This window comes from Paenibacillus sp. FSL H8-0261 (genome assembly GCF_045040645.1).
Lineage (GTDB): Bacteria > Bacillota > Bacilli > Paenibacillales > Paenibacillaceae > Paenibacillus_AQ.
This window is the reverse complement of sequence record NZ_CP150297.1, coordinates 1714344-1741071: the sequence shown is the minus strand read 5'-3', so window position 1 is coordinate 1741071 and position 26728 is coordinate 1714344. Positions and strand designations below refer to the sequence as shown.

The window sequence follows — 26728 nt, the reverse complement described above, 5'->3', positions numbered from 1 at the left end:
CCAAAAATCCCCTGCAGCGGCACACACGGTGTTCACGACAGGGGAACAATTAAATTTTCAGGTATAACCGAGTTAGAGCTTCGTTGTCGGTTCTTTGACTTTATCGAAGACGATGATCCCGTCATATTGCTCTTTTGGAATGAATCGCATCGACATCGGCATAATGATCTCGGACGTCATGCCATCCTCGGCTGCATAGATCGGTTTGAACATCCAAGCATTATTTTTGTTCGGAGACTTGTGCTTGGATAGATCCGCAAACGCAATCTTATAACCGCTCTGCATCATCAGTTGTTCCAGACTCCCCTTCGGCATCGGCTGAATATCGAAGATCTTCTGTGTCGTAATCGTGCTCGCCTTACCGCTGTTCATGTACAGACCCAACACGTAGACCTTATCCTTTAGCTTCTTATGTAGCAATTCTCCCATACTTGTAAAGCTGTTAATCCATTTCCCTTGTTCTTTCGTTTCGATTTTGGACGTATTCTTCGCCAGATGATCGTTATGCGCCCATAAAATCACTTTCTTGCCGGGATACATCACCTTCATTAACCACTCCACGTTGTCAGCCATGATTCGATCACGGAATTCATAGCTTTCCTTCGTATCGTACATCCCCATCTCGATGAATTTGACCCGATCCTCCAACGTCTTGACAGCGATATCCACCATCCGCGGGTTCGTAGGGTAGGCGGCTGCAAGTTGTTCTTTGTTCTCTTGGATGAATTGGATCAACGCCTTGTATTTCGGTTCGTACGCATTCTTCACCTTCTTGATTTCTGCTTTCGCCTCCGGATGACTATCGTCCATGCCATATTGGTTGAGCACCTTATAGAAATCCGTCATCGCTTGCATTTCGAAGTTGAAATAATTCTCGCCCTGATCCTTGTCTACCTTGGCAATCCAACCGGCAATAAATTGCGTTAAGTACCCTGATGTGAACTGCATGTCATAACCTGCTAGATATAAGGGATCGTTCGTCCCTTGCTTCTTCTTGATGTAATCGAATAAATTCAGAGTCTCCTTGGAATGCCAGATGGGAAAAATTGAACGTTCCATCATTTGTTGCGATGTCCATGTTCCTGCATTATCGTACGTCATGAATGAATCCCCAAGGCCCGACTCAAATGCAATCACGTCAAAATCCAGCTCTTCGTGTAAATATTTGATCAACCTTGTCTTCATGCTGCTGTATTCTGCGACACGGTGAAAGTTCTCGCCAAGGCTAATGACCGTCTTATCTTTCAAGATCGGCTTCAGAAACGCTAAATCTTTATAGTCCGATGACGTCAAAGATTTAATCTCTTGAATATTCTCCTTCGACCCCGTAATTTTCTGCGCGGTCGCCGAGGCGCTCACTGGCGATAGTAATAGTGAAAATGCTAGGCCCAGGGAAATGATACCTGTTAATCGTTTCGTTGCTTGCATGTTGAATGTTCTCCTCCTTCGAAATCTGTTATTACGTCGTTCTCTTACCATGCAGAGACATCGTAACAGGAACTTCTAAGGAATCTATAAAGATAAGAGAATAATTCCTCAATGCGCGTGCCAGAACCGCTTCTTCACGAATCTCACTGCCATATTTAAGACGAGCATGATCATCCCGATGTTGATCGCATAATCCGCTAAATTGAGAATGCCTCTCCCCGATCGAGACATGATAAAATCCGTGACCTGCCCGAACACCAGTCGATCAATCCCGTTGCCAACCGCACCGCCGACCAAGAAACCAGCGATCATATCCGCCAATCGGCCTTTCCAGGCACCCATGCTGCGATAATAGAACACACCGATGACGAACAAGATGGCGATCACCCCGAATAACCACGCATAACCTTGGAATAAACTGAAAGCCATCCCGCTATTCTCATAATGTGTAATCTCCCATCGTCCGAAGAACAAGCTATCTCCGATATCCAGGTTCATCCGAATCCAAATTTTCGAGACCTGATCGATCAAGATCACGACCATCGCGATCATACAAAACCACATAGCGACACCCACTTTCTTCTCAGCCTATGAACAACCATGTAACTCCCTTGTGCTCATCATACTACAAAACCATGTGGCATCGAAAAATAAAGGCACGCCCGAAGGAGTGCCTTTCAGGTATTCTTATATCGACTGCTCGTCTTCATTTTTTTTGTAAAATAATGAAAGAAACCGCAGGTTTCTTGTGTCTAATGGCTGAGAGGATAGGGGAATGATTTCTATGACGGCAAAGCTAAAAATGTCTACAAGTTATCTTCTTGCACAAAATTCAGCACGGCATCGTCGACGGCTGAAGTTCTTCCCAGATCAGGGCAATTCACAAGCTCAATTTCACAAGTCTCCGCACAGCCGTGCAGTTCAAAAAGAACCAGTTCATTACAACCTTTGCGCAGCAATGGACCGGGGATATATAGGGCCCTTTGCGGTCCTGCGTTCCAGTAGCGGCCCAGATTAAATCCGTTGATCCAGGCAACCCCTTTTTTCCATCCATCGAACCGTAGAAAAGTATCGCCAATTTCCTCCGCCTCAAAGCAGCCCCGGTAGAATCCGGGCAAACCCGAAAGTGCCGCAGCTTCTTGCTTCTCCACCGGCTGCTCCTTGTACTCAAGTGAAGCCAGCGTTCCCGGTTCTAACGGAAGTGTACGGATCGTCCAGTTATATTGCAGCTGGTTATCGATTCGAACCCCGTCCAGAATTCCTTTCGGATCACGAATGAGCGGCCCATAATTAATCCGACCCATATTCTCGACGAGAATATCCAGCTGTGCTCCTCCGGCAGGAATGGAAAGTTCAAGTGGCTGCGGATTCCAGCGTTCAATGACCCCAAGTACCTGTCCATCCAGGAAAACCTGCGCCCGATCACGCACACCTTCGATGTAAAGCTTCTGCCTGGACCGTGGTCCCTGCACATAAGTGCTGTACAATATAAAACCATAGGATTGTCCCAGCTTTTCCATCGGCTGCACACACACACTGTTCACCGGCTCGGATAACTTCTCCAGATTGGAAGCTGTGAATAGTTCCGCTCTTTCCGTCAAGGCAACTTTCCCGTAGGAGATCTTCGGAATCGGCTCAGGGAGCGGACAAGTCGGTGCAAATCCATGTTTGCCCAGTACCGACCGAACAGCTTCAAATTTCGCTGTCGTATCTCCCCATTCCGTGAGCGGGGCATCATAATCATAGCTTGTAGTCGTCGGCTCGTAGGCGACGATATGATTCGCCCCATTATAGAAGCCAAAATTGGTCCCGCCGTGGAACATGTACATATTGAGTGAGGAGCCGTGCGTCAGGATATCATCCAGAACGCCAGCTACATCTTCGGCATCGCGCACATGATGATCCTCCATCCAATGATCGAACCAGCCGTTCCAATATTCCATCACCATCAGCGGCTCTTCAGATCGGTACTCCCGGTATTTGCGGAAGGATTCGTCTGCACAGGAGCCAAAATTAACTGTAGCATGCACATCTTCCAGTGTTCCGCCGAGCAACATTTCATCGGTTGGTCCGTCGGAGGTAAAGAGCAATACATCGACCCCTCTGCTGAGAAGTCCATTACGCATATATCTCAGGTAACTATTGTCATTGCCATAGCTGCCATATTCGTTCTCTACCTGGACGGCCAGAATCGGCCCGCCATGTGTGGACAGTAGCGGAACCAGCCGAGGAATCAGCTCATCGTAATACCGGTCCACCTTGCTTAAATAAAGAGGATCACAGCAGCGAAGCTGAAGTTCACTGTAAGCCAGCAGCCAGGCCGGCAGACCACCGAATTCCCATTCCGCACAGATGAATGGACTCGGTCTGACAATAACATGAAGCCCAAGCTCTCCGGCCAATTCAATAAAAGAGACCACATCGGCCATGCCATCAAATACGAACTCTCCTTCCTTGGGTTCATGCATATTCCAGGCGATATAGGTCTCCACGGTATTGAATCCGCAGGCTTTCAATTTCAGCAGCCGGTCTTTCCAGTATTCAGGCACAACCCGAAAATAATGAATGGCTCCCGATACGATCCGGTAAGGCTGTCCGTCCAGCAAATAGTGTCCGTCGTTCCAAGTGAGTAGGCTCATTATCGACGACCTCCTTTTTAGCATTTATTCTAACGATTCCCCACAGTGGTAGACGGCAAGCCGTCTAATCTTAGGGCTTGCGGCAGCTACTGGCACCCGTAGTCGTATCTTCTCTGCGCATACCGGAGGGAAGGCGTCGATTTTCTTATGGCCAATCGCGCTGCCACGTTTCAACTCCATCCACGCTCCGCCACTGAATGCTTCCAGTACATATTCGCTCACTCTCTCGCCATAAGCGATGTCTTCCATTATCTCAGCGTGGTCAATCACAGTAGCTGCAGCAGGCAATTCCAGCTCAATAAGATCTCCAGTGCCTGCCGTTACGGCTAGTGCCTTGCCGAATCTACGCCCTATTTCCTTGCCAAATTCCAGCAGTCGCTGCACATCGGCCTCTGGAAGCAGCCCGCGGTTGTCAGGGGCCACATTGAGCAGCAAAGTCGCCCCATGTCCGACCGAACGATAATAAATATCCATTAGCTGCTCCAGAGACAGCAGCAGATGCTCTTCCTGAGGATGCCAGAACCAGCGGTCTTTACGGATGGGCACATCGCATTCCGCAGGCACCCAGCTCGGTGTTCCGGGAAGCCAGTTCAATGAAGCTTCACTGAACATGCTACCCCGAGCGGAATCCGCAGTGTTCCAGCATGGATAAGGAGCAAGGCCATCCTCATTGCCAACCCAGCGAATCGTTGGTGCCCCCATATTAAACACCATAGCACTTGGCTGATATTGTTTGATTAGATCCATAATTCGCCGCCAATCGTAATTACGGCCCTCCGATCCTGCACCGTCGAACCAAATCTCCGTAAGTGGGCCATAGCCCGTAAGTAGCTCCTGCAATTGCAGACAATAGAAATCATCATACGCTTGCGGATCCGCATAACATGGCTCATGTCTGTCCCATGGAGACAAATAAATGCCGAAGCCTAGTCCAAATTCACGGCAAGCCTCCTCGCACTCCTTGACAACATCGCCTCGCCCTTCTTTCCATGGGCTGGAGGCAACAGAATAAGTACTCGTTGCAGTCGGCCACAGGCAGAAGCCGTCATGATGCTTAGCGGTCAGTATAAAATAACGGAATCCAGCTTCTTTAGCTGCACTAACCCATTGGCGGGCATCCAGATGAACTGGGTTAAAGACCGTAGGTGAATCGCTACCTTCTCCCCACTCCTGATCGCAAAACGTGTTCATTCCAAAATGGCAGAACATCCCCAGCTCCAGATCCTGCCACTCCATCTGTTCCTTAGAAGGCAAAGCTACTTGCTCTTCGGACTTGTTCTTTGAAGAAATGCTTTCCATCATTTTTATACTCTCCCGTATATTTGTGTAAGCCCAATGTATAAATAAGGGCTTTGGAAAGCCGGTTGATGACCTTCCAAAGCCCCGTCCCCAACTTGGGATACCTCGCTTATTGCCTATTTACTTGATGACACCTTTTTCGTTGATAATTTTCGTTGCTTCATCAACCATCCATTGCTGCACCTTATCAATCGATTCATTTCCAAGCATGAATCTGCTGAAGCCGTCATCGATAATTTTGGTCAATTCGGAAGTTGCCGTCGTCATCACCTGCGCACCGTCAAGGAACTGAATTTCTTTATCGAAAAGTGTGTATTTGAGTGAATCCATATCATACATATCTTCTTTGCCAGCGACCAATTTAGTCAGTAAGGTCTCATTGTCAGCTTTTTTATATCCGGAGAATTCCAGTCTGTTATCACTAACAGCCGTAGACATAAATCTCATCAATTTGAAGGAAGCCTCTTTGTTCTTTGAAGTTGCGCCCATCGCCAGCATGTTGCCGCTGGTGAAGTATTTGCCTTCATAGTCTTTCGGTTCCGATCCTGCAGGAGGCACCGGTACCGGAGCAAAGGCTGTCTTGAATTCATGCGGATACTGCTCGGTGTTACCTGGATCGGCAATCGTCCAGTTGCCAGCCAAGATCATAGCAGCTTCTTCATTGAAGAATTCGGTACGATAGTTAAGCTTAGCGGCAAGAGCGTCTGCATAAGATTTCGCAGATTTATCAGCAGACTCCATATCTTTACGCAGCTGGAAGAAATACTTATATGTCGGATCCGCGAAGATTGTCGTCCCGTCATCATATACGAACGGGTCTTTCATCATCGTTTGAGCTGGAGCGTTCATGTATAATTCCCAGGTGTGGAAATAAGTACCGTAACGTTTGTCCACGCCTTCGCCTTTGGTCAGTTTTTTGGCATAGTCGCGGTAGTCATCCCATGTCCAGCCAAAAGTAGGTACAGGCAGACCCGCTTCATCCAGTGCATCTTTGTTCAGCATCACGTAGTTGCTGCTCTTCGTATATTGCAACCCATAATAGTTGTTGTCGACCTTAGCATTCACATAATATTCATCCTCAGGAACGAGGTTATCTTTCTCATAGAATTCATTCAGCGGGGCAAGTGCTCCCCGAGTCGCCCGTTCAAGCACACCTCCCAAGCTTGGCACCTGAACAACATCAATCGCTTCGCCGGAAGATATCAGGAAGTCGAGTTTCTTCAGCATCTCCACAGAATCACCGGGAACGAGTGTCACATGCTCTACCTTGATGCCTGGGTTCTGATCCATAAATTCCTGCAGCATAGCATCGGTACCAGCCGACTGGGCTTCATTATCCCAGTTGTAATACTTGATGGCGACTTGCTTGTCCACCTTGGTGTTCCCGGCATTCGTACCAGCTTCAGCATTCCCATTCTTTTCCGAGTTTCCGGAATTACCACAGGCGCTTAGCGTTAAGGAAACCGCCAGCATGGAGCCCAGTACAACGGATAATCTTTTTTTGCTCTTTGTTTTCATTTTACTTCCCCCCGCACTGAATTTTAAGTATAGTGCCTTGTTCATTTCTTATTATAGGCATCCGCTTTACTGGCCAAGTGCACAATTTTGCTGTTGTAGGATCACATTTTTGACTTTTACTATCTATCGTACACCCGCAGGTCAGCCCTTTACGCCGCCAAGGGAGATTCCGTTAATGACTTGCTTTTGCAGGGCAATGAACACGATGACGAGCGGGATGATCGCCGAAACAGCTGCCGTCATCATAATCGCATAGTTGTTCGAATAATCGTCCCGGAACAGGGTCATACCGAGTGGGATAGTGTACAAATTCTTATTTAGTAAGAAGATCAGCGGATTCTGGTAATCATTCCAGGTCCAGATAAATTTGATGATCGCCACCGTAGCGAGCACCGGCTTGCAGAGCGGAATAATGATAGACCAGAATATCCGTAAATGGCCTGCACCGTCAATTCGCGCCGCTTCAATGTATTCGTCGCTGACACCAATCATAAATTGCCGCAGCAGGAACGTGAAGTAGATGGAGAACATACTCATTAAAATAATTGCAGCATGAGTATCATAAAGACCGAACCAGCGAATCAGCAGAAAGCGCGGAATCAGTGTGGCCTGGTCAGGTATAATCATGAATGACAGCAGCGCCAGAAACACCATATTTCGTCCTTTGAACTTGATTTTGGTCAAGGCGTACGCCGACATAGATGAAATGATAAGTGTAATTAAGGTTGTAATAATCGCAACTTTAAAGGAATTTAAATAGAAATGAGAAAAAGGTACTCGTCCCATCCAAACCATCTTGAAATTATACGCTACATTGATCTTCTCGGGAATCCATTGGATCGGGAAGCGCATAACATCTTTCTCATATTTAAAGGCTGCGGAAATCATCCAGATCAGAGGAATAAGAAATACAATGGACAAAGCCCCCATGATGCAGGTAGTGATCACTCTGGACATATTTTTTCTAATCAGTTGCATGTTAATCTCCCCCCTTTATTCTTCATTTCTCATTTTCCAAGTAGCTGCGGTGATCAAGCCTATGACGGCGAATAGCAGCCAGGAAATTGCAGAAGCATAGCCCATGTTGTAATATTTGAACCCTTCCTCATAGATCCTGAACACAAGCACGGTAGAAGAATTGTTCGGGCCACCTTCGGTCAAAAACGCGATGATGTCGAACACCTTAAACGAGCCAATCAGCATGGTTATAAGCAAGAAGAACGTGGTTGGACGCAGCATCGGAACCGTAATGGCAAAGAATTTCTTCAGTGCGCTGGCTCCATCTATTTCGGCGGCTTCGTAGATTTCATCGGAAATATTCGTCAAGCCGGCCATATAGATAATAATGGTGTAACCCAGACTCGCCCAAGAACTGATAATGGCAATCGATAACAGCGAGGTCTTTGGATCCACCAGCCATTTTGGAGGGCTGGAAATTCCAAGCTCCATCAAGAACTGATTGATCGGTCCAAGGGATGGATGGAACAATGCGCTCCATACGGCGGCAATTGCAATAATCGAAGAAATATAAGGGATAAAGAAGGCAACTTTGAAATAATTTTTAAGAAATACACTATTTTGAATCAATGCCGCCAGCACCAAAGCAATCGCAATCGGTATCGGCACGGTCATAATCATATAAATAGCATTGTTCTTCAAAGCTTGAATGATGCTCGGATCATGGAACATTTTGATATAGTTATCCAATCCGATAAACTCGATCCCTTGAACCCCCGACAATAGATCCCATTTCGAGAAGCTTAAATAAAGTGAGAATCCAAGTGCAAATACATTAAGAAAAAGCATTCCGACAATTTCCGGAGCTAGAAATAGCCACCCGGTCAAAGCCTCTTTCCGTTGCGGAGTCCAGAACTTCCGCTTCTCCTGCAGAATTTTTGGCACAGGTTGTTTTGCAGCCTCCACGTTGTATCACCTCGACAATTTGATTTGTCATTATAGTAATATATCCGCCTCCCGTATGAAGGAGTGATTATGACCCGAGATGTGCAAGATTTTGACCTTTGTCTTTCGACAACAAAAAAACCGCCCAAGATGGGCGGCGGGTTTATTCGGTAGGTTGAGATTTGCACTCTCAGCGTACCGAGTGTTTGGATTTATATTCGCTCGGCGTTGTTCCCACATATTTTTTAAATACTTTTGAAAAATAGGTTCTGTCCGAATATCCCAGACCAACGGCCAACGATTCCAGGTTTTGGGTGGAGATTTTCAGCATTTTGGTCGCAACCTTCATCTTGTGCTGATGTACATAGTCCGTAAAAGTCAGACCTGTCATGCGTTTGAAATAACGCGAGAAATAGCTCGGGTCCAGAAAGAGATAACGTGCCATATCAATTGAAGTGATGTTATCGCCAAGATGCTGATCAATAAATTGCTGGATAAGCTGCAGCTTGGGCTCCTGCGGGGGAGTTCCCGCCACCTGCTGTTTGTTGCCTGTAATCTGCACAAGCTTTCTTTCCACCAGTTCCATCGTATCCTCCAGTGTGCGGGTTTGTACGAGATAGACGAACAGATCCTCATCGAATGTTAGGCTAGTGAACATCAGCTCGATACCGCGGAGCATAAAGGATAAATCCCGGACGAAATCGCCCGGATGGATAGCCATAACTTTTGCAGTCCTAGCGATTTCCTGAAGAGTGCCACGGATGGCTTCAAGATCATTTTTAATCACGGCCCGTTCCATCTGCGGGATATAACTATCCAGAAATCCTTGAGGAGCAGGCTGGAAGCGAGGGGTAGCGATTTGCAGAGTATCCAGAACTGTGTATTCCGCACTCGCATAGAACTCGCACTTGTCCTGGACAATTTGCCGATGAATCTGTCCAATCGCCTGCAGCTCTATTTTCTCAGTGACTGCGATGATGCCCGGTTGAATCTTAAGGAGATGGGAGCACTCGGAACACAATCGCTGTAAATAATCATGAAAATAAAGACTGGCATTCTGCGCCAGATTTACACGGTAATTATACAGAATTACAATATTCTTCTGTTCCAAAAAAGGCGTAATCCCCTCACACGCTTCAGACAGCTCTAGGGCTATATTGTAGATGGCATATAAAATAAGTGGATACTCGCTCTGCTTGTACCTCTTCTCGAAACTGGAAAAGTGAATGCTGACCGTGCCCAGCATGAACCACGAGTATGTCCAGGATATGCCGATTTGCGCCGCATAGGCTAGCGTGGTTTCGGGCGGGGCGCCGCCAATCACCCTTTGCAGCAGATTCTGCCGGAATAACTGGCTGTTGTAACCCGTCTCCCCATGCTTGATTAACCCGATCTTCGATTTAAGCAAGCGTACAGACTTGGCAAGGCTTTTCTCCAGTTGCTCGTCCGTAAGCTGGTCCTTAATTAAATAGTCATCCACCTTCAGCTTTACCGCTTGCTGAGCATAATGGAAATCCTCATGACAGGTCAGGAAAATAATTCTGACCTCCGGCTTCATCCGGGTAAAGTAATCGGCCAGCTCAATCCCGTTCTTTTGCGGCAAGCCAATATCTGTGATCACGATATCGGGTTGTACTTCCTCAAACATTAATAACGCCTTGGCACTGGAATAGGTGCTGCCGACAATCTGCAAGCTATGTGCTTCCCAGTCAATCATCTGCTGAAGCACCTTGAGCATAGGAACATCATCATCTATGAGCATCACTTTATACATCAATATCCCTCTCTCTCTCCGACAGATTAACCTGATGATTGCCTTGCGGCAAATACAGAGAAACGGACACCCCACCTTGCGGCAAATTATGCAGCGACAAGCGGGTATCCTGACCATAGGTCAGCCTCAGCCTTTGAACCACGTTAATTAAACCGACCCTTTGATAAGTTCCATCCTGTTCATCGTCCTTGTAGAGCAATCTGCGGTTCAGTCCTGCCAGAATTTCTGCCCCTGCACCACAGCCATTGTCTTCGACTTCAATCATAATCCCATCAGGGATCGTTCGGGCACGGACGACAATACGCGGTGCCGGGTGGTCAACTAGACCGTGAACGATGGCATTCTCTACGAGCGGCTGCAGAATAAGTTTAGGAACGATGAGCTTCTCTGTATCCGCTTCCAGATCGACCTCCAGTTCAAGAGGGATTTCGTTGCGGATCTTCATGATGTCGATATAATGGCTAAGCAGTCTGCATTCTTCCCGTAAGGTAGCCGGTTCATTGACCTTCAGATAGGCACGGAGAAGACTCATTAGCGAATCAATGATCCCGCTGTGCAGCTTATCTTTAGCCAAAATAAGGCTACATTTGATCGAATTCAACGTGTTGATCAAAAAGTGGGGACGAATCTGCATAAACAGCGCCTCAAGTTCCATCACTCGCTTCTGTTCTTGCTCCAGCTCGATGTCGTGAATCAATCCTTGCAGTTGATCCAGCATAGTATTCAATGTCTGCCCTAGCTCAGCGATTTCATCCTTGCCCTTGACCTCCAGCCTGACATCAAGATTCCCCATCCCGAACTGGCGCACAACGCGCTGCAGCTTCATGATCGGACTATGCAATCTTTTGGCAATCAGCATGGAAGTAGCCGAAAAGACAATAAACAAGAGAAGCACTAAACCAATACCACTATAAAAAGTTCGCGAAATCTGGCCCGACCATTCTTTCTCTGAAGCTTCATAGACCAGCTCCCAATTGGATTTGTCGATGGCTCTGGCCGTACGCAGGCTCCCTCTAGCTTCCTTACCTTCTGGGGCTAGCTCTGAGTTCCCGGCGATAAGACCTCCTCTGGAATCAAACAACGCCAGCTTGCCAAACTCGACCGGCCCGAGCAATTTGTTGAAATAGGCATCAGGAATCGAGATGAGAAGCACGGACACCTGCTGTTTCTCCCGGCTATCATAGATTACTCTGGCAATATAGTAGCTACTGCTTTTACCGGAACCGCTGTCAGCCATCCCAAGCCATTGCAAGGTCTCCGGTTCGTGAATATTGACACGTCCCATCAGCTTGTCCATGTTGGCATTAATCACGGATAAATTCTCAGTCCCAGAGGAAATCACAAAGTGTTTCCGGTTAACCAAATACATGCGAATGTTATTATTTAGCGGCTTAGAGTTGATGAGCGAAAACACATCCTGAATTTGCGTAAACTGTACGTAATCCTGATAGGTATTCAATCGCTCGGTATCTGCAAAGACCTTCAGATTGGCGCGAAAATTGGTATCGTTTACAATAAAATGCGATGCAAATGTCACATCATCAATGGTCTTGTTTAGTTCGTCAATCATAACGTTCAGAAAGTTATCGTTGCTGAGCTGCAGCTTTTCTACCATCGTATCCCGAATAAGCACAAAGGAGACGATCGATACTGCAATCAGCGGAATAAAAATCAGCAAAAGAAATGAAACCTGGATACGTCTATAGTAAGTGAATTTGAACATGTTTTCTCCGCGCCTCTCTCATGCTCTTTTCTTTTATTCTATCAGCCCGTTATCCAGTATACATGCATTATTTGATTACCGTGACTTTCTTTTGACCGTTTGCGAAAACTATAAGCACTACTTCACCAAATATTTGTATACCTTCCACTACATAGGAATCTAAGTGACTGGATGGAACCTCGTGGCTGATCACGATAATATGCTCCTCATTCCTTTCAGGGAAGCTGATCCGGCATGCCTCCGCCTGCACGGCATCCACAGGTTCACCCGTATGGCGGTAAATCGGCACCTGTTCAACCAGTGGACAAAACAGCTCACCGGAAGGCTGCGGGTACAGCATCTGCATCATCGATACCGTTCCTTTTCCCGTTCTGGAGTAAACGGCATGTTGATTGGGTTCCAGCAGATTGTATTCGCGGGAGATTACCCCGTCATCAATCTTGCCCTGAAGTCCTTTAACATTAACGGGAATGATGCAAAGATTGGCTTCCTGCTCATTTTTTGTACGGCAAATGAATGTCTCGTCTTCCATCTGAACCGCTCCGGGTGCAAAATGAAAATGCTGGGAAAACGTATGCTCCTGACGGCAGCTAAAGCTGTCGACCAGAAGCCAGTAATAAGGCTTGATGAATATGATCCTCCTTAGCAGGTGTACCGGATCATCCAAATGACGGTAGCCATCATGGCTGCCCTCAACATAATCAAAGTCCGGATTGCTGATCCATTTGCTGCCTGTCGGCTTCGCAATTTGGGAGAAGGACCATGTATCCGTGATTTCAGTGAATCCAATTCCGTCAACAGTAGTCGTATTATGGGCAGCGCTTTCTTTTAACGCTTTTCTGAGTGGTGTGTGATCACTATAGTTGTATCTGCCCAGATCGGTAAGCATATCCCGCCCAAAAGCATACAGATCGAAATGTAGCAAATCCGCGTGACCATGTCCACCACCAAGCGGTCCGCAGTGGAAATATAGGTACAAGTCCTGCTCGTCCCAACCCGTTCGCATCATATAATGACCGGAATGTGTGAAAGAGCGCGACAAGTAAGGCGGTTCCTCCGCAATCAGCTGCTCGTAGCCTTCAACTCCATTCATTCCGAACAACCAGGCATTGTCATAATCCATATGATCATATCCGCCAAAGCGGAGCACAGAATCCTGGAACAACCAACCTGCATAAGTCAACATCGAACGGACATCGCTGTCATCGCTATCCCCGAGCATCGGCTGCCGATGATTCGGTTTGGCCCAATACAAGGAAGCGACGGCCATTTGATGAACTTTTTGCTGAAGTCCATCCTGTAGCTCCAGTCCATTCATGCGAGCCAAGCGGATGCAATCGAGAAAACATACCAGAACCTCATGGTGATAGGTGGGCGATTGCTCCCAATGGATACCATCCGCCATAACCTGGATTCTAGCTGTCTCCCCCAATCTCTCCTCACCGAGCTGTCGCCAAATCTTAGCTTTAGAAAACTCAGGGAAGTAGAGCGCGGTTTGGAATAAGCCACAAGTCTCCAGAACGCCCCAATTGCTGATATTCTTCCAGCCCGTAAACGATAAAGCTAAATATTCGCTGTGTTCATGAAGGGATATCATCACTTTCGCCAGAAGCGTCGGTGTGAGCAGCGGACTATCCTGTATATAGGACAGCGCTTTGATCCAGTTCGCACAGCGAAGACCCGCTTCAATTGTGCGCCAAGTCAACGTATCATTCGTAGGCATGTCTGGAACAGGATTACGGTCCATCCAATCTTCAAGCTGACAGCAAAATGTTCTCGCATACTCCTCATTACCTGTTATCGCATACGCTTGTCCTAATGCCACCCAGTAGCGGTGGCGATTCAGCATATAAGCCCATTCTACATCCTTATCCGGAATATAACGCCAGTCAATTTCTTCCTCAAAGGTAACCGGAATGCGGCTGCGCTCCATATCCCAGGGAAACCGAAAAAGAAACGTCTGCTCCATAACTTCATCCGCCGTCTTCATTACGACTTCCAGCTCATCTGCGCAATATTGCTGTATATAATCGATATGCTGCTGTTTCCGACTGTCCTCTGCCCGCCAGCCCGGCGTGCTCCGACTAGTCAAATACCGATGCAATTCAGTCAGCGCATCGTCCTGCCGTGCTTGGCTGAGCGCATCCTTCACGGGCGCTAGAGCAGGTAACTCAAGGTCGAGTAGCGTAAAGACAGCATAGGGAGAGGTTGATCGGACATCAGCGTTCATACCAGTACCCCCTGGTGCCTTTTTGCAGCCGCAGCAACGCTTCGAGGTAGAAATAATCTCCCCAGATCATGAAATCATCCGGAGACAGACCGCCGCGTACATGGTAAGATCCGTGCTTCAGCAGCCCCTCCGCATCTTCACCGATCGTGGAATAGTTCTGCACAAGTGAAGTCATCGACTGTATTAATCCCTGCTGAAAATAAGCCCGTTCGGAATCTTCCTCCTCCATTAGCTCCAGCAGTTCCAGTAGTCCAGCCGCAACAATTGCAGAGGCCGAGCTATCCCGGTACGTATCCGCAGACACTGGAGCATTAAAGTCCCAGTAAGCGACATGATCCTGTGGCAAATGGTCCAGAAAATATCGGGCCATCCGCTTGGACGTTTCCAAATACAACGGATCCTTAGTATAGCGGTAAGATAATGCAAAACCGTAGACGCCCCAGGCCTGCCCGCGCGTCCAAGTCGATCCGTTAGTATAACCCTGGTGTGTAGCGCCGCCAATCGGCTCTCCTGTCTTCTGGTCGAAGAAAAACGTATGGTAGGAGCTGTCATCTCCCCGCACCAGATAACGTTTCGTTTTATCCGCCTGCATGACCGCCACCTGCCGATATAGGGAATCACCGGTCTGTTGTTCCGCCCAATACAGAAGAGGGAGATTCAACAGACAATCAATAATGATGCGCCCACCTTCCTGGGCATCTCCCACAGGTCCCCAAGCCTGAATATAACCACCGCCTGTGCGCCAGCGCTTCAGTAATAAGTCCGCCGCCTGCAGTGTCAACTGACGCGCGGATTCGTCTTTATCTATAATCCACTGGGCCTTGGAGGATAACGAATACAAAAATCCGATGTCGTGATGATCAAGCACCGTCTTTGCCGCGAAACGGCGGTGGAAATCCTCTACGGTATGAGATGCCGCGATACGAAAGCTGTCATCCTGCGTATATTCATAGCACAACCACAACATGCCGCTCCAGAATCCATTGGTCCAGTCGTCATTGTTATTGAGCTGGTAAGTTCCATTCATGCTGACATGAGGGAATCTGCCCCCGAATCGGTCTATATTTTTACGTACCTTCTCTATCGCATCTTCAATCGCATTGCTCCACATAAGTTCCTTGCTCCCTTCGGGCTCTTCGTTTCTTATGTTTCATGATAAGGAGAGTCAACAGGATCTAATAGGGGCGATTTTTGCTTTGATGTGCATTATTTTGACTTTTGTACGAAGTAACAAAACGTATAACTGTTTATGGAAAAATACGTTAGAATCAGAAAGTGACTTACAACTTTCATTTTTTTTAGAAACGGAGTGTCCTATTAATGAAAAAGCTAGGTGCATTATTTTTATCCATTTTCATGGTTATGTCTGTCTTTACCACTGCCCATGCGGCTGAAAAGCCTGTCGGTGTGTGGATTGATGGAACAGAAGTAAAGTTAGGCAATTCTAATCCTGTTGTAGAAAAAGGAACTACCTTGGTTCCTATGCGTCCACTCCTAGAGAAGCTTAATGTAAATATGAATTGGAATAAAAAGACCCAAACCGTAACGGGGACCAAAAATGGACTAGCCCTCTCACTGACTATCGGCAGCACCATAGCAACGGTAAACGGGGAGAAGAAAAAACTAGAGGTGGCTCCTAAAACCATCAACAATGTCACCTATGTTCCTGTCCGCTTTATCGGTGAAACGATCGGCTATAAGGTAGAATGGAATGCGGCGCAGCGCACCATCACCTTTGTAGCTAATAACGAGGCTGCAGGGAGCACCGGATTCTTATGGAAAGTGGAGAACAACGGTAATACCGTCTATCTACTTGGCTCTATCCATGTGGCTAACGACAAAATGTACCCGCTACGCACGGAAATTGAAGCTGCTTTTGAAGCGTCTCAATATCTCGGGGTCGAAGTTGACTTAACAAAGGTTGATCAAACGGAGATGCAAAAGTTCCTTACGGAGAAAGGTTCTTATACAGATGGGACCAAGCTCAAGGATCACGTATCCGCTGATACCTATAACAAAGTTGTTGCGCTTCTGAAAGCGAATGGTCTTGCAGGAAATGCATTCGATTCCTATAAGCCATGGGTCGTTACTCAAGGTATCTCAAGCCTACAAATGCAAACAACAGATTATACACCGGATACGGGTATCGACCTATATTTCACACAGAAGGCAGGCAAACTGAATAAACCTATCATTGAATTGGAAAATATGCAATTGCAGCTGAACATGTTCAATCAATTCTCAGATGGATTGCAAGAAAAGCTTCTCCTTGATACACTCGATAGCCTCAAGCAAACGGACAAAGCTGCAGCAACGGCTTCGCTGGATGCATTATCCCAAATGTGGATGCAGGGGGATGAACAATCCCTCGTAGCTATGACACAAGCGGTCGCTAAGGAGCCAGAATACTATAAGGGTCTCGTTTCGGATCGGAATGCCAACATGGCGAAGCATGTAAAAGAGTATTTAAATAGTGATAAAAAAGCGACTTATCTTGTCGTTGTTGGTGCACTACACATGCTGGGTGATGATGGCATTGTGACTCAATTGCAAAAAGACGGCTTTAACGTCGTCAAACAATAAATACTAGTGTCAAAATAAATAAGGCTGTCTCTTAGTCATCTACAATGACTTTGGAGGCAGCCTTTTATTTTTACTTTTTTAGCTCAATCTAAAAATAGTAGTAAATTGACGTGAAGACAGAGCGGAGGGGTGGAGGGATTCTGGAGAAACGCCAGTGTTCGCCTTTAAAGACCAATTTCAACTGCTAATCTTTCTACCACTTGATTAACTGATCCACCTTCACCGGAAGTCCAGTAGCGATCGAACGATTAGCCGCAATCCCGGTCATAATAGACAACGCCCCATCCACATGGGAAGCTGCACGATTAAACCGATCCTCCACAGGTCGTTCAAAAATATCACGGAGCATGACCGGATCTCCGCCCCCATGTCCCCCAACGCCTTCTTCAATTTCAACTTCATAAGGCGGCGCAAAATGAGGGAATACAGTGATTTGCTTGTCCTTTAGTGCCCCTTCATCTTCTTTCTTCCCCCCGGCGTTTACATAGGACTGTTCAACAACCTTAACTTCCATCCGCCCCTTCGTCCCATTAAATACTACAATGAAGCCTTCCCAAGGCAAATAAGCATTAAGTGAATAGTTCATAATCGTCTTGTTTTTGTATTTGACCATGACTGCCATCGTATCCTCAATGCTGATATTATCACCGAATACACTTTGATCTCGCAGGTACCCATCTTCATGCTCGGCATCCAGATACATTTGCTTAAGCTGCTCGTTGTCTTTTAGATGAAGCGCAAAGGGATCATTTTCCGCTGCACTACTACCATGGGCACGCTGATAAAACTCTGTCACCCCGCGCTTCTCCGCATTCTCTCTGCCATAGAACCTTAAATCTCCCATGGCATAGACCGTATCCGGACGAGAGCCCAACCAGAAATTCATCAAATCGAAATGATGTGTTGATTTATGAACCAACAGCCCTCCGCTGTTCCGTTTATCCCGATGCCATCTGCGGAAGTAATCCGCCCCATGCTGTGTATTTAGCAGCCACTCAAAATTAACGGATAACACTTCTCCAATCGCCCCATCCATGATCAATTCACGGATTTTGGTATTGTGCGGGGCATAGCGGTAATTGAACGTAACACGCAGTTTTTTCCCCGTCTGCTCAATCGCTTCAAGAATTTCCTGACATTTCTCTTCATCTACCGTCATTGGTTTCTCCGAAATCACATCACAGCCAAGCTCCATCGCCCGGATAATATAATGGTGATGTGTGCGGTCAATACTCGTAACGATAACTACATCCGGCTTAGTCTCTTCAATCATACGATCAAACTCATGAGCTTTATAAGTAGGAACCGCATGATACTGATATTTCCCTTTCAGTAATCGATTCGCATAATCCATTCTTGCCCCATTCACATCGCAAAAGCCTACAATTTCTGAAGTTTCACGATAATTCGTAGTTATCTCACCATAGAAGAACTCCGCTCGGCCACCGGTACCTACGAATACATATTTCTTCTTCGACACAAGGATCACTCCATCGCTATTGATTTTGATGCCGTTTCTTCTTATAGTTTATAGTATAAAATACATTCAAATCTAAGCGATTATTAGCAAAAATAGCGAAAACTTTGCATATATTAGCTTCATTATCTGAAAGGGGCAAATCTACAATGGAACAGGAGCTAGAACCTCCATTTATCATTGAACAAATCAAAAGAGCCGGCCCATTCAGCATGGATTCCGACCATTATCACGATACATATGAAATTTATTATTTACTCGCAGGTGAGCGCAGCTATTATATCAACAATCTGATTTATACCTTACGCAAAGGTGATCTGATATTTATTAACAAAAATGAACTCCATCGCACCACTTCTAAGGGCTCAGTACGCCATGAGCGAATATTGATTAACTTTGAGGAGGACTTTCTGCAAAAAACGTTGGCGAACTACGACCTAAGTATTCCTTTTTTAACTACACAAAGCTTACTTCTGCGTCCCGGAGTACATGAACAAGGAGCCATCGAATCTATCCTCTTCTCCATGCTAAAAGAACAAGAAGAGCATCGATCACAGCAAATCCCCTATCTTCAGACACTGCTCATCCAGTTATTTATTGAAATGAACAGAGTACAAGAAATAAGCCGCGAGCCCATCGCTCCTGAGAGCAGTGAGAAGCAGCTTAAAGTCTACGAAATGATCGATTATTTACAGGCACATTATGTTGAAAAGCTTACATTAAAACAGCTATCCGAAACTTTTTTCATCAGCAGTACCTATCTTTGCCGTTTATTCAAACAGACCACTGGCTTCACCATTGTTGAATATCTAAACTACATTCGGATCAAGGAAGCCCAACGACTCTTGCAGAGCACTAACACTAAAGTCACTGCCATTGCAGAGAATACAGGCTTTGACAGCATCGCCCACTTTGGGCGGGTGTTTAAGCAAATCGCGAAATGCTCACCTCTGCAATACCGCAAACAGAATCGCTGATCATCAGGCCTTGATTACACCTTTTTTGATAATAATATTTCCATAAAGTGCTTCTTCACCTGTGACTACAACAGCATAACTTTGCTTAGAACGATTGTAGAAATCAAACCGCTCCTCATATTTAATCGTCGCTTCAGCGTCATGTTTGGCGATTATCGACTCGTACGTGGACCATATCACCGGCACCGTAGGATCTCCCTCAACCACAGCCATAAACGCCACCTGATGTTCCACATAATGATCAAGGGGCAGCAGTTCCAATATTGCATCCAAAAGCTCAGGTATCCCAATACCATCATATCTTAGTACTTTTGAGTTTAAGGAGTGTCCTGGATAATTAGCATCTGCCAGTACAAGCTCATCACCATGACCCATTTCCATCATCACACGTACCAGTTCCGGAGATAGTAGCTTAGGGATTTTTTTCAACATCCAAGCACCTCATTACTTCCCATAAAAAGATCTCAAAGCAACCAGCTCATCAATCCGATGCTGTGGCAGCTCTCTCTCCCCGTCAATCATACGTGTAATAAAGGTAATCTTGGCTGTATATTCGAGTCTCTCCATATTCAGATAAGCCTCCATAACATCCGTTCCCCAAGTAAGTGCTCCGTGATTTTCGAGCAGGACTGCTGTTTTTTTGCCAAGGAAAGGCATCAGTGAGTCCGGGATTTCTTCTGTTGAAGGTGTTCCGTATTCCGCCAAAGGAATATCCCCGATCATGATAACCGACTCTGGCATCATCATTTTATCGAGCGCCTCACCTTTAATGGCAAAAGCGGTAGCATACGGGGGATGTGCATGAACCACACCATTCATCTCAGGTAGCTCATTATAAATTCTCAAATGCATTTTGGTTTCCGTTGAAGGTCTGTATCCTTCCGCCGCTTCAAGAACTTCACCTTGCAAGTTTACTTTTACAATCATATATGGCTCTAAATATCCCTTGCTTACCGCTCTGGGGGTAGTGAGAATTTCATTCTCTGATAACCGTGCTGAAATATTCCCATCATTGGCGGCAATGAAATCTTTATTAAACAAATTTCTGCCAATATCACAAATCTGCGAACGTAGTTTTTGTTCCAAGTTATCCATAAATTCTCTCCTCGTATCCTATTTTTTAGAGTTTTTCACCAAAGAAGGCTGGTATGTCTTAAAGGTAAAAGATCGTGCCACGAACTCTTTCGCCTTAGAAACTCCCAATTTCCCCAGGGCAGCCAGCTGGACAATGATATTGCCAATTCCACTGGCCTCCACTGGCCCTGCAACGACTTCTCTACCCGTAGCATCAGCGGTGAGCTGGCATAATAACTCATTTTGAATCCCACCGCCAACCATATGAATGATAGTGATTGTCTTGCCGGTGATCTCTTCCATTTCTTCAATCGTTCTACAGTATGATTGCGCAAGGCTCTCAAGGATAACGCGTATAAACTCAGCTTTCGTATTAGGCGACTGTTGCCCCGTTCGCTCACAATATTCCTGAATCCGCTGCATCATCACACCAGGTGTGCTGAAAAGCTGGTCATTCGGGTCAATGATCGCTGGCGCCCCATTAATCGTTTGGGCTAATTCAACCATTTCACTTTGACTAAAATTCTCTCCTGCTTTCGCCCAATTCCTCTGGAGCTCCTGTAGAATCCATAGTCCCGTTGTGTTTTTTAGCAAACGATTAGAATTACCGTAGCAACGTTCATTTGTGAAACCATATTCATAGCTTTTCTCTGAAATGACCGGCTCAGGCGTCTCCATACCAACCAACGACCACGTACCACAGCTTAAAAATGCTGCTTCATCCTTACGAGTATAAGGGATCGAAGCTACTGCTGAAGCCGTGTCATGTGAAGCGCCGGCTATCACTTTCATCGGGCCTATATTAAGCTCCTCTTGAATAGTCGGCAGGATAGATCCAATAACTGTTCCCGCATGAACCTGTTGTGGAACTAGACTACTCGGAATCCCAAGCCTGTTAAATAATTCAGAGGAGAGCTCTCCCGTTACAGCATCCACTAAGCCGCTTGTACTCCAGATCGTGCTTTCTGCTGCTTTTATACCTGAAAACAGGTAATGAAATAGATCTGGCATCATTAAAATCGTATCCGCGGTCTTCATAAGAGAATCATTATCCTGAAAATCAGAGAACAGCTGATAAAGCGTATTAATGACACTTGGCTGAAGACCGGTCATACGGAATTGCTCCGCCGGTGACAGTAGCGCTTCCAATTTGAGACGGTGAGCCTCCATCCTCCGATCCCTGTAATGATGGGGGGAATAGAGCATCATTCCTTTTTTATCAATAAACCCGTAGTCGACTCCCCATGTATCCACACTTAAGGACGTCAGTTCTCCATGTTGCCTAAAGGCTTTTTGAACCCCTTGCTTCATTTCATGGAAGAGCCTTAGAGTATCCCAATATAAATGCCCGTTGACCTGTACCGGGGTATTCTCAAACCGATGAATTTCTTCCATTTGCAGCTTATCGCCATCATATATCCCCAGCATAACTCTTCCGGAACTGGCGCCGAGATCTATGGCTAGAAGCTTAATCGTATCACCCATTGTTCACCACACCTGCTTCACAGGAAGATTTTAATAGAGGGGTCCAAAGTTCTGACATGCTCTGTAATCTGCTCCCTCCAGATCTTCGGTACCAAATAACGACCATACCCGAGGTCTAAAAATACGTGATTCCTCAACATTATGCATGCTGACCGGAATGCGCAGAATAGACGCCAGCGTAATCAAATCTGCCCCAATATGCCCATAACTGATCGCTCCATGATTCGCGCCCCAATTATTCATGACATCATACACTGATTGGAAAGAACCACTATTGGTTAACTTAGGCGCAAACCAGGTTGTTGGCCAAGTCGGATCTGTTCTTTGATCCAGTGTATGGTGAACATCTTCAGGCAGCTCAACCGTGTGCCCCTCTACAAGCTGAAGAACAGGTCCAAGCCCTTTAACCAAGTTCATCCGTGCCATAGTAACTGGCATCCCGCCTTTAGTTAAATAATCCGTAGAGAAGCCGCCCCCACGGAAATATTCTTGAGAAGCCGGACGGAATTGGGTATGGCTCAAACAAGCTTCTACCTCATCCTCCGAAATTTCCCAAAAAGGTTTAATCGCAGGTTTACCGTCTATCGTCTGCTCACCCGTCCCATCAAGAGCAGCCGAACCCGAGTTGATCAAGTGAAGTATTCCGTGTGCTGCCTCACCTTCCAATTGATGACCCGTTACTCGCTTAACTGCATCTGGACTCCAAAAGGTTCGGACATCCGCAAAAATTTGTGCAGTATTCGTAAGCAAATAATTGAACAGCATCGTTACTCCGTTCAGGCTATCATTCTCTGTCGCTACGATATAAGGTGTACGTTTGCCATTCCAGTCAAAAGAGGAGTTCAGTATCGTTTCCATGAAATCCCCATTAGGAAAATGATCCGTCCATTGGCGCTGACCTTGGAACCCACCCACAATCGCATTATGACCGTTGGCCTCTTCCTCAAAGCCCAGCTCAGCGAGAACAGGATTTCCGATCATCAGATCACGGGCGATCAATGTCATTTTCACACAAGTCTCCCACTGCTTCTCTTTCTCATCATCACTTATTTGCAGATGCTTCGGATTATTATCGGCACCAACTTGGCAGTTTTCTTTGGTCCACGCGAGTGCTCGCTTATATTCCTCTTTATCATAAATCTCCTCTTCAAAGCGGCGTACATATTCTGACATATCTATATATTCATTACGCATTCCCAGATACTCTTGGAAGAACTGTTCATTCACAATCGATCCAGCAATCCCCATCGAAACAGAACCCATTGATAAATAGGATTTCCCTCTCATTTGAGCGACAGCCAACCCAGCTTTGGCGAACTGCAGCAATTTAGTCTGCACATCCGCTGGAATCTCCTCACTGCTAGACTCCTGAACATCCTCACCATAGATACCAAACGCCGGAATTCCTTTTTGTGCATAAGCAGAGAGAACAGCAGCTAGATATACCGCACCTGGGCGTTCTGTTCCGTTAAATCCCCAAACCGCATGTGGGATTGAGGCATCCATATCCATCGTTTCAGAACCATAACACCAGCAAGGGGTCACAGTAATCGATACGCCAACATTAGCCCCAGCAAATTTCTGAGCCGCAGCAGCAGCTTCTTTAACACCACCAATCGTAGAATCGGCAATGATGCACTCTACGGGGCGGCCATCCGGATAAAATAAGTTCTCTTCAATAAACTTAGCTACCCGCTGAGCCATACCCATGGTTTGAGCTTCTAACGATTCGCGAACCCCTCTTCTTCTGCCATCAATGGTCGGGCGGATGCCAATTTTCGGATAGTTTTCTATCACTGCTGTTCCTCCTCAAGATCATCTTAGTATCATCGGTAATGGACCTATTTCTCCTTCATCATAAAATATGGAAACGCTTTAGTCAACATAAAACAACATATTTATAGATAAATTATGTGGTTTTATGTGGTATTAATATTATTATACTGTGGTATTATGTGAATATGAGGTTATTTCTTTGATTTATTGGGCAATGTAGTAAACTAGGAAGTAGATGATGATAGAGGTGAGTGAACGGATGAAAGCATTTGAACGGCGGGATTTAATCATTAATGAGCTGTATAGACAAAAGAAAGTCCATGTCGCTCAGCTGGCGCAAAAATTCAATGTCTCGGAAGAGACCATTCGGCGGGATCTGGATAAACTGGATAAGGAAGGACTTGCCAAGAAAAATTATGGCGGTGCAATCCTTAATGCCCACACGAATGAGGACCCTCCCTATGTGAGTAGACATCAGGTAAATATAGAGGCCAAACGTACGATAGCTGATCATGTTCTCCAATTAATTAATGATGGGGACAGTTTGGTGACGGATACGAGTTCAACAGTTTTTGAGGCTTTACGGAGAATTATAGAGGAGAAAAACAATCTGACGATTATTACGAATTCTTTGGTTGTATTATCCGAATTTCAACATTCTGGGCAAAAGCTAATTTCTACTGGTGGAATACTAGGCCCCGAGACTAGCTCCTTCGTTGGACATACCGCCTCACAGACTATTCAAAAATATAATGTGGACGTAGCCATATTCAGCTGTAAAGCGTTGTCTATGACTGGTGGGCTCAGTGATTCGAACGAAGAAGAAAGTGAATTGAAGATTCTTATGCAACAGCAGGCGAATAAAGTAGTTCTGCTCGCAGATCACTCTAAGTTCGACAGGACTGCGTTCATTAAATTATTTAGTTTCGATAGAGTGGATTATATCGTTACAGACGAGAAGCCTTCTGAGGAGTGGATCGAGTTTCTGAATAACTATCATATATCTCTTATCTATGCACCCGCTGAGTAATCAGTAGGTGCATAAATAAAGATAAGGGGAAACCTTTATTTCACTAGTCGTTTAAAAGACCGCTTTTCTCTACGATCTTCAGCCACTCCCCAGCAATCAGATCATGCCCAGCCGCTGTCGGGTGAACGCCGTCCCACAGCCAGTAGGCTGGATCTATTCTACGAGTAGCTGCATCAAATGCTTCCTGTAAAGGAACAAACTCAGCATTAAATTCCTCTGCAAGCTGCTTAACAACACCCTGATAATGAGTAATCCGCTCTTTCCATTCGTCCCATTGTTCTGCCGGAGCTCCGGTATTTAGAATAAAAGGCTCACACAAGACCAGCTTCGTTTGCGGAAGTACTTCCCCAGTTTCTTCAAGCACATGACGGTACGCACGTTCAAAGCGGTCCGTTATACCACTTGGTTCCCCTTTCATTGTTCTCCAAAGATCATTAACACCAATTAAAATACTGATGATATTCGGTTGAAGGTAAATCGCATCCTCATTCCAGCGTGCATATAAATCGGAGATCCGATCCCCACTAATTCCACGGTTATAGAACACGAGATTCTGCTCAGCCCGTTCGTTGCCTAGCTTACCGCCAATGATATATGCATAGCTATGTCCTAGAATATGATTGGGATCTTCATCACGACCACGGTTTCCATCCGTAATAGAATCACCCTGAAACAAAATCACTTTTTTAGCTTTAGAAGTTGGAATAGTCATTACTACGATTCATCTCCTTGATCTCGTCTTTTACATGAAACATTCAAGTTGAATGTTTCATAGGATACAAGTAAAGTTAACATATACAACTCAAGGAGGGAAGAAAATAATGAAATACAGAAGACTAGGCAAATCAGGAATAAAAGTCAGTGAAATCGGCTTAGGCAGCTGGCTTACATATGGAACAGCAGCAGAGCAAAAGGCAGCAGATGCCTGCATCAGCAAAGCTTTTGAATGCGGTATCAATTTCTTTGATACAGCTAATGCTTATAACCGTGGTGAAGGCGAAAAAGCAATGGGCGCTGCTCTTCGCGCCTATGAAAGATCATCTTATGTGCTGAGTACAAAGGTATTCTTCCCCATGGGGGATGATGTGAATAATCGCGGTTTGTCTCGCAAGCACATCATGGAGCAATGTGAAGCTAGCCTTCGCCGTTTAGGAACCGATTATATTGATGTTTATTTTTGTCATCGCTTTGACAGAGAGACGCCTGTGGAGGAAACTTTACGCGCGCTGGATGACCTAACTGCACAAGGTAAGATTCTGTATTCGGCAGTGAGCGAATGGAGCGCAGCTCAAATTTCTGACGCCACCGGCATTTCGCGCAGACTAAATCTGCGTCCGCTTATTTCCAATCAGCCTATCTATAACATGTTCGAACGTTACATTGAAGATGAGGTACTTGAGGTATGTCAGCGTGAGGGCCTCGGACAAGTGGTCTTTTCCCCACTCGCTCAAGGTATTCTGACAGGTAAATACAAACCTGGACAACAGCCTCCGGCAGGAACCCGCGCAGCTGATGATTCGGTAAATGGCGTCATTCGCAGCTACTTCCGCGATGATGTACTGACTGTTGTCGGACAGCTGGATGAACTAGCTAACAGTCTTGATTTGAAGCTGTCGCAACTAGCGTTAGCTTGGACCCTACGGCAACCTGGTGTAAGTTCTGCAATTATTGGGGCCAGTAAGCCAGCACAGGTGGAAGAGAACGCCCAAGCTGTTGATGCCATTCTATCTCTAGATACTTTGGAGAGAATTGAAGAGATTCTAAAGCCAGTAGCCGATTTCGCTCCAGCGAGATAATCTAAAAGAGGTTGTAC

At 46.0% G+C, this 26728-nt stretch carries 21 protein-coding genes; 4 read left to right on the top strand and 17 right to left on the bottom strand.

Annotated features, from left to right (window positions below):
* Positions 1-72 precede the first annotated feature (72 nt).
* From MHI27_RS07665 to MHI27_RS07615, 11 genes are all read right to left on the bottom strand, one after another.
* Positions 73-1428, bottom strand: coding sequence for an erythromycin esterase family protein (locus tag MHI27_RS07665; RefSeq protein WP_405175969.1), 1356 nt, complete (start codon positions 1426-1428; stop codon positions 73-75).
* A gap of 108 nt (positions 1429-1536) precedes the next feature.
* Complete coding sequence (gene lspA / locus MHI27_RS07660) at positions 1537-1980, bottom strand: signal peptidase II (protein WP_256721618.1); 444 nt, start codon at positions 1978-1980, stop codon at positions 1537-1539.
* A gap of 254 nt (positions 1981-2234) precedes the next feature.
* On the bottom strand, positions 2235-4067 hold the full coding sequence (locus MHI27_RS07655) for a glycoside hydrolase family 35 protein (RefSeq protein ID WP_405175968.1): 1833 nt from the start codon (positions 4065-4067) through the stop codon (positions 2235-2237).
* A 24-nt stretch (positions 4068-4091) separates the two neighbouring features.
* The gene (locus MHI27_RS07650; RefSeq protein WP_405175967.1) at positions 4092-5369 is read right to left on the bottom strand and encodes an alpha-L-fucosidase; all 1278 of its coding nucleotides are present in this window, start codon (positions 5367-5369) and stop codon (positions 4092-4094) included.
* A 117-nt stretch (positions 5370-5486) separates the two neighbouring features.
* Complete coding sequence (locus MHI27_RS07645) at positions 5487-6884, bottom strand: extracellular solute-binding protein (RefSeq protein WP_341061506.1); 1398 nt, start codon at positions 6882-6884, stop codon at positions 5487-5489.
* A gap of 141 nt (positions 6885-7025) precedes the next feature.
* On the bottom strand, positions 7026-7862 hold the full coding sequence (locus tag MHI27_RS07640; RefSeq protein WP_042186014.1) for a carbohydrate ABC transporter permease: 837 nt from the start codon (positions 7860-7862) through the stop codon (positions 7026-7028).
* 15 nt (positions 7863-7877) lie between these two features.
* Complete coding sequence (locus tag MHI27_RS07635) at positions 7878-8807, bottom strand: carbohydrate ABC transporter permease (protein ID WP_042125419.1); 930 nt, start codon at positions 8805-8807, stop codon at positions 7878-7880.
* A gap of 169 nt (positions 8808-8976) precedes the next feature.
* Complete coding sequence (locus MHI27_RS07630) at positions 8977-10560, bottom strand: response regulator (RefSeq protein WP_405175966.1); 1584 nt, start codon at positions 10558-10560, stop codon at positions 8977-8979.
* Positions 10553-12283, bottom strand: a complete 1731-nt coding sequence (locus MHI27_RS07625; RefSeq protein WP_405175965.1) for a histidine kinase — start codon at positions 12281-12283, stop codon at positions 10553-10555. Before MHI27_RS07625 ends, MHI27_RS07630 begins: the two co-directional genes overlap by 8 nt.
* Before the next feature lie 67 nt (positions 12284-12350).
* On the bottom strand, positions 12351-14513 hold the full coding sequence (locus tag MHI27_RS07620; RefSeq protein ID WP_405175964.1) for an alginate lyase family protein: 2163 nt from the start codon (positions 14511-14513) through the stop codon (positions 12351-12353).
* Positions 14503-15624 (bottom strand): glycoside hydrolase family 88 protein, encoded by a 1122-nt coding sequence (locus MHI27_RS07615; protein ID WP_405175963.1) that lies wholly within the window; start codon positions 15622-15624, stop codon positions 14503-14505. Before MHI27_RS07615 ends, MHI27_RS07620 begins: the two co-directional genes overlap by 11 nt.
* 209 nt (positions 15625-15833) lie before the next feature.
* Between MHI27_RS07615 and MHI27_RS07610 the strand changes: the two genes are divergently transcribed.
* Positions 15834-17096: a TraB/GumN family protein gene (locus MHI27_RS07610; RefSeq protein ID WP_405175962.1), complete on the top strand. Its 1263-nt coding sequence runs from the start codon at positions 15834-15836 to the stop codon at positions 17094-17096.
* Between the two features lie 193 nt (positions 17097-17289).
* On the opposite strand, the gene MHI27_RS07605 is transcribed toward MHI27_RS07610, so the two are convergent.
* Positions 17290-18576, bottom strand: coding sequence for a Gfo/Idh/MocA family protein (locus tag MHI27_RS07605; RefSeq protein ID WP_042186001.1), 1287 nt, complete (start codon positions 18574-18576; stop codon positions 17290-17292).
* A 146-nt stretch (positions 18577-18722) separates the two neighbouring features.
* Between MHI27_RS07605 and MHI27_RS07600 the strand changes: the two genes are divergently transcribed.
* Positions 18723-19550 carry an AraC family transcriptional regulator gene (locus MHI27_RS07600; protein WP_405175961.1) on the top strand — a complete coding sequence of 276 codons (828 nt, stop codon included), beginning with the start codon at positions 18723-18725 and terminating at the stop codon, positions 19548-19550.
* Positions 19551-19553: 3 nt separating this feature from the next.
* Here MHI27_RS07600 and MHI27_RS07595 read toward each other — a convergent pair whose 3' ends face one another.
* The 4 genes from MHI27_RS07595 to MHI27_RS07580 are packed head-to-tail and all read right to left on the bottom strand — an operon-like array spanning position 19554 to position 23906.
* Positions 19554-19982, bottom strand: a complete 429-nt coding sequence (locus MHI27_RS07595) for an RbsD/FucU family protein (protein ID WP_042185997.1) — start codon at positions 19980-19982, stop codon at positions 19554-19556.
* 12 nt (positions 19983-19994) lie between these two features.
* Positions 19995-20645: a class II aldolase/adducin family protein gene (locus MHI27_RS07590; protein ID WP_405175960.1), complete on the bottom strand. Its 651-nt coding sequence runs from the start codon at positions 20643-20645 to the stop codon at positions 19995-19997.
* Between the two features lie 18 nt (positions 20646-20663).
* The gene (locus MHI27_RS07585; protein WP_405175959.1) at positions 20664-22109 is read right to left on the bottom strand and encodes a rhamnulokinase family protein; all 1446 of its coding nucleotides are present in this window, start codon (positions 22107-22109) and stop codon (positions 20664-20666) included.
* Positions 22110-22139: 30 nt separating this feature from the next.
* Positions 22140-23906, bottom strand: coding sequence for an L-fucose isomerase (locus MHI27_RS07580; RefSeq protein ID WP_339801738.1), 1767 nt, complete (start codon positions 23904-23906; stop codon positions 22140-22142).
* 238 nt (positions 23907-24144) lie between these two features.
* Here MHI27_RS07580 and MHI27_RS07575 point away from each other — a divergent pair, with 238 nt between their 5' ends.
* Positions 24145-24915, top strand: a complete 771-nt coding sequence (locus MHI27_RS07575) for a DeoR/GlpR family DNA-binding transcription regulator (protein WP_042193458.1) — start codon at positions 24145-24147, stop codon at positions 24913-24915.
* Between the two features lie 43 nt (positions 24916-24958).
* Here the strand turns inward: MHI27_RS07575 and MHI27_RS07570 are convergent, their stop codons facing one another.
* Complete coding sequence (locus MHI27_RS07570) at positions 24959-25627, bottom strand: SGNH/GDSL hydrolase family protein (protein WP_405175958.1); 669 nt, start codon at positions 25625-25627, stop codon at positions 24959-24961.
* A 109-nt stretch (positions 25628-25736) separates the two neighbouring features.
* On the opposite strand from MHI27_RS07570, the gene MHI27_RS07565 reads away from it, so the two are divergent.
* Positions 25737-26711 (top strand): aldo/keto reductase family protein, encoded by a 975-nt coding sequence (locus MHI27_RS07565; RefSeq protein WP_405175957.1) that lies wholly within the window; start codon positions 25737-25739, stop codon positions 26709-26711.
* Positions 26712-26728: the final 17 nt, after the last annotated feature.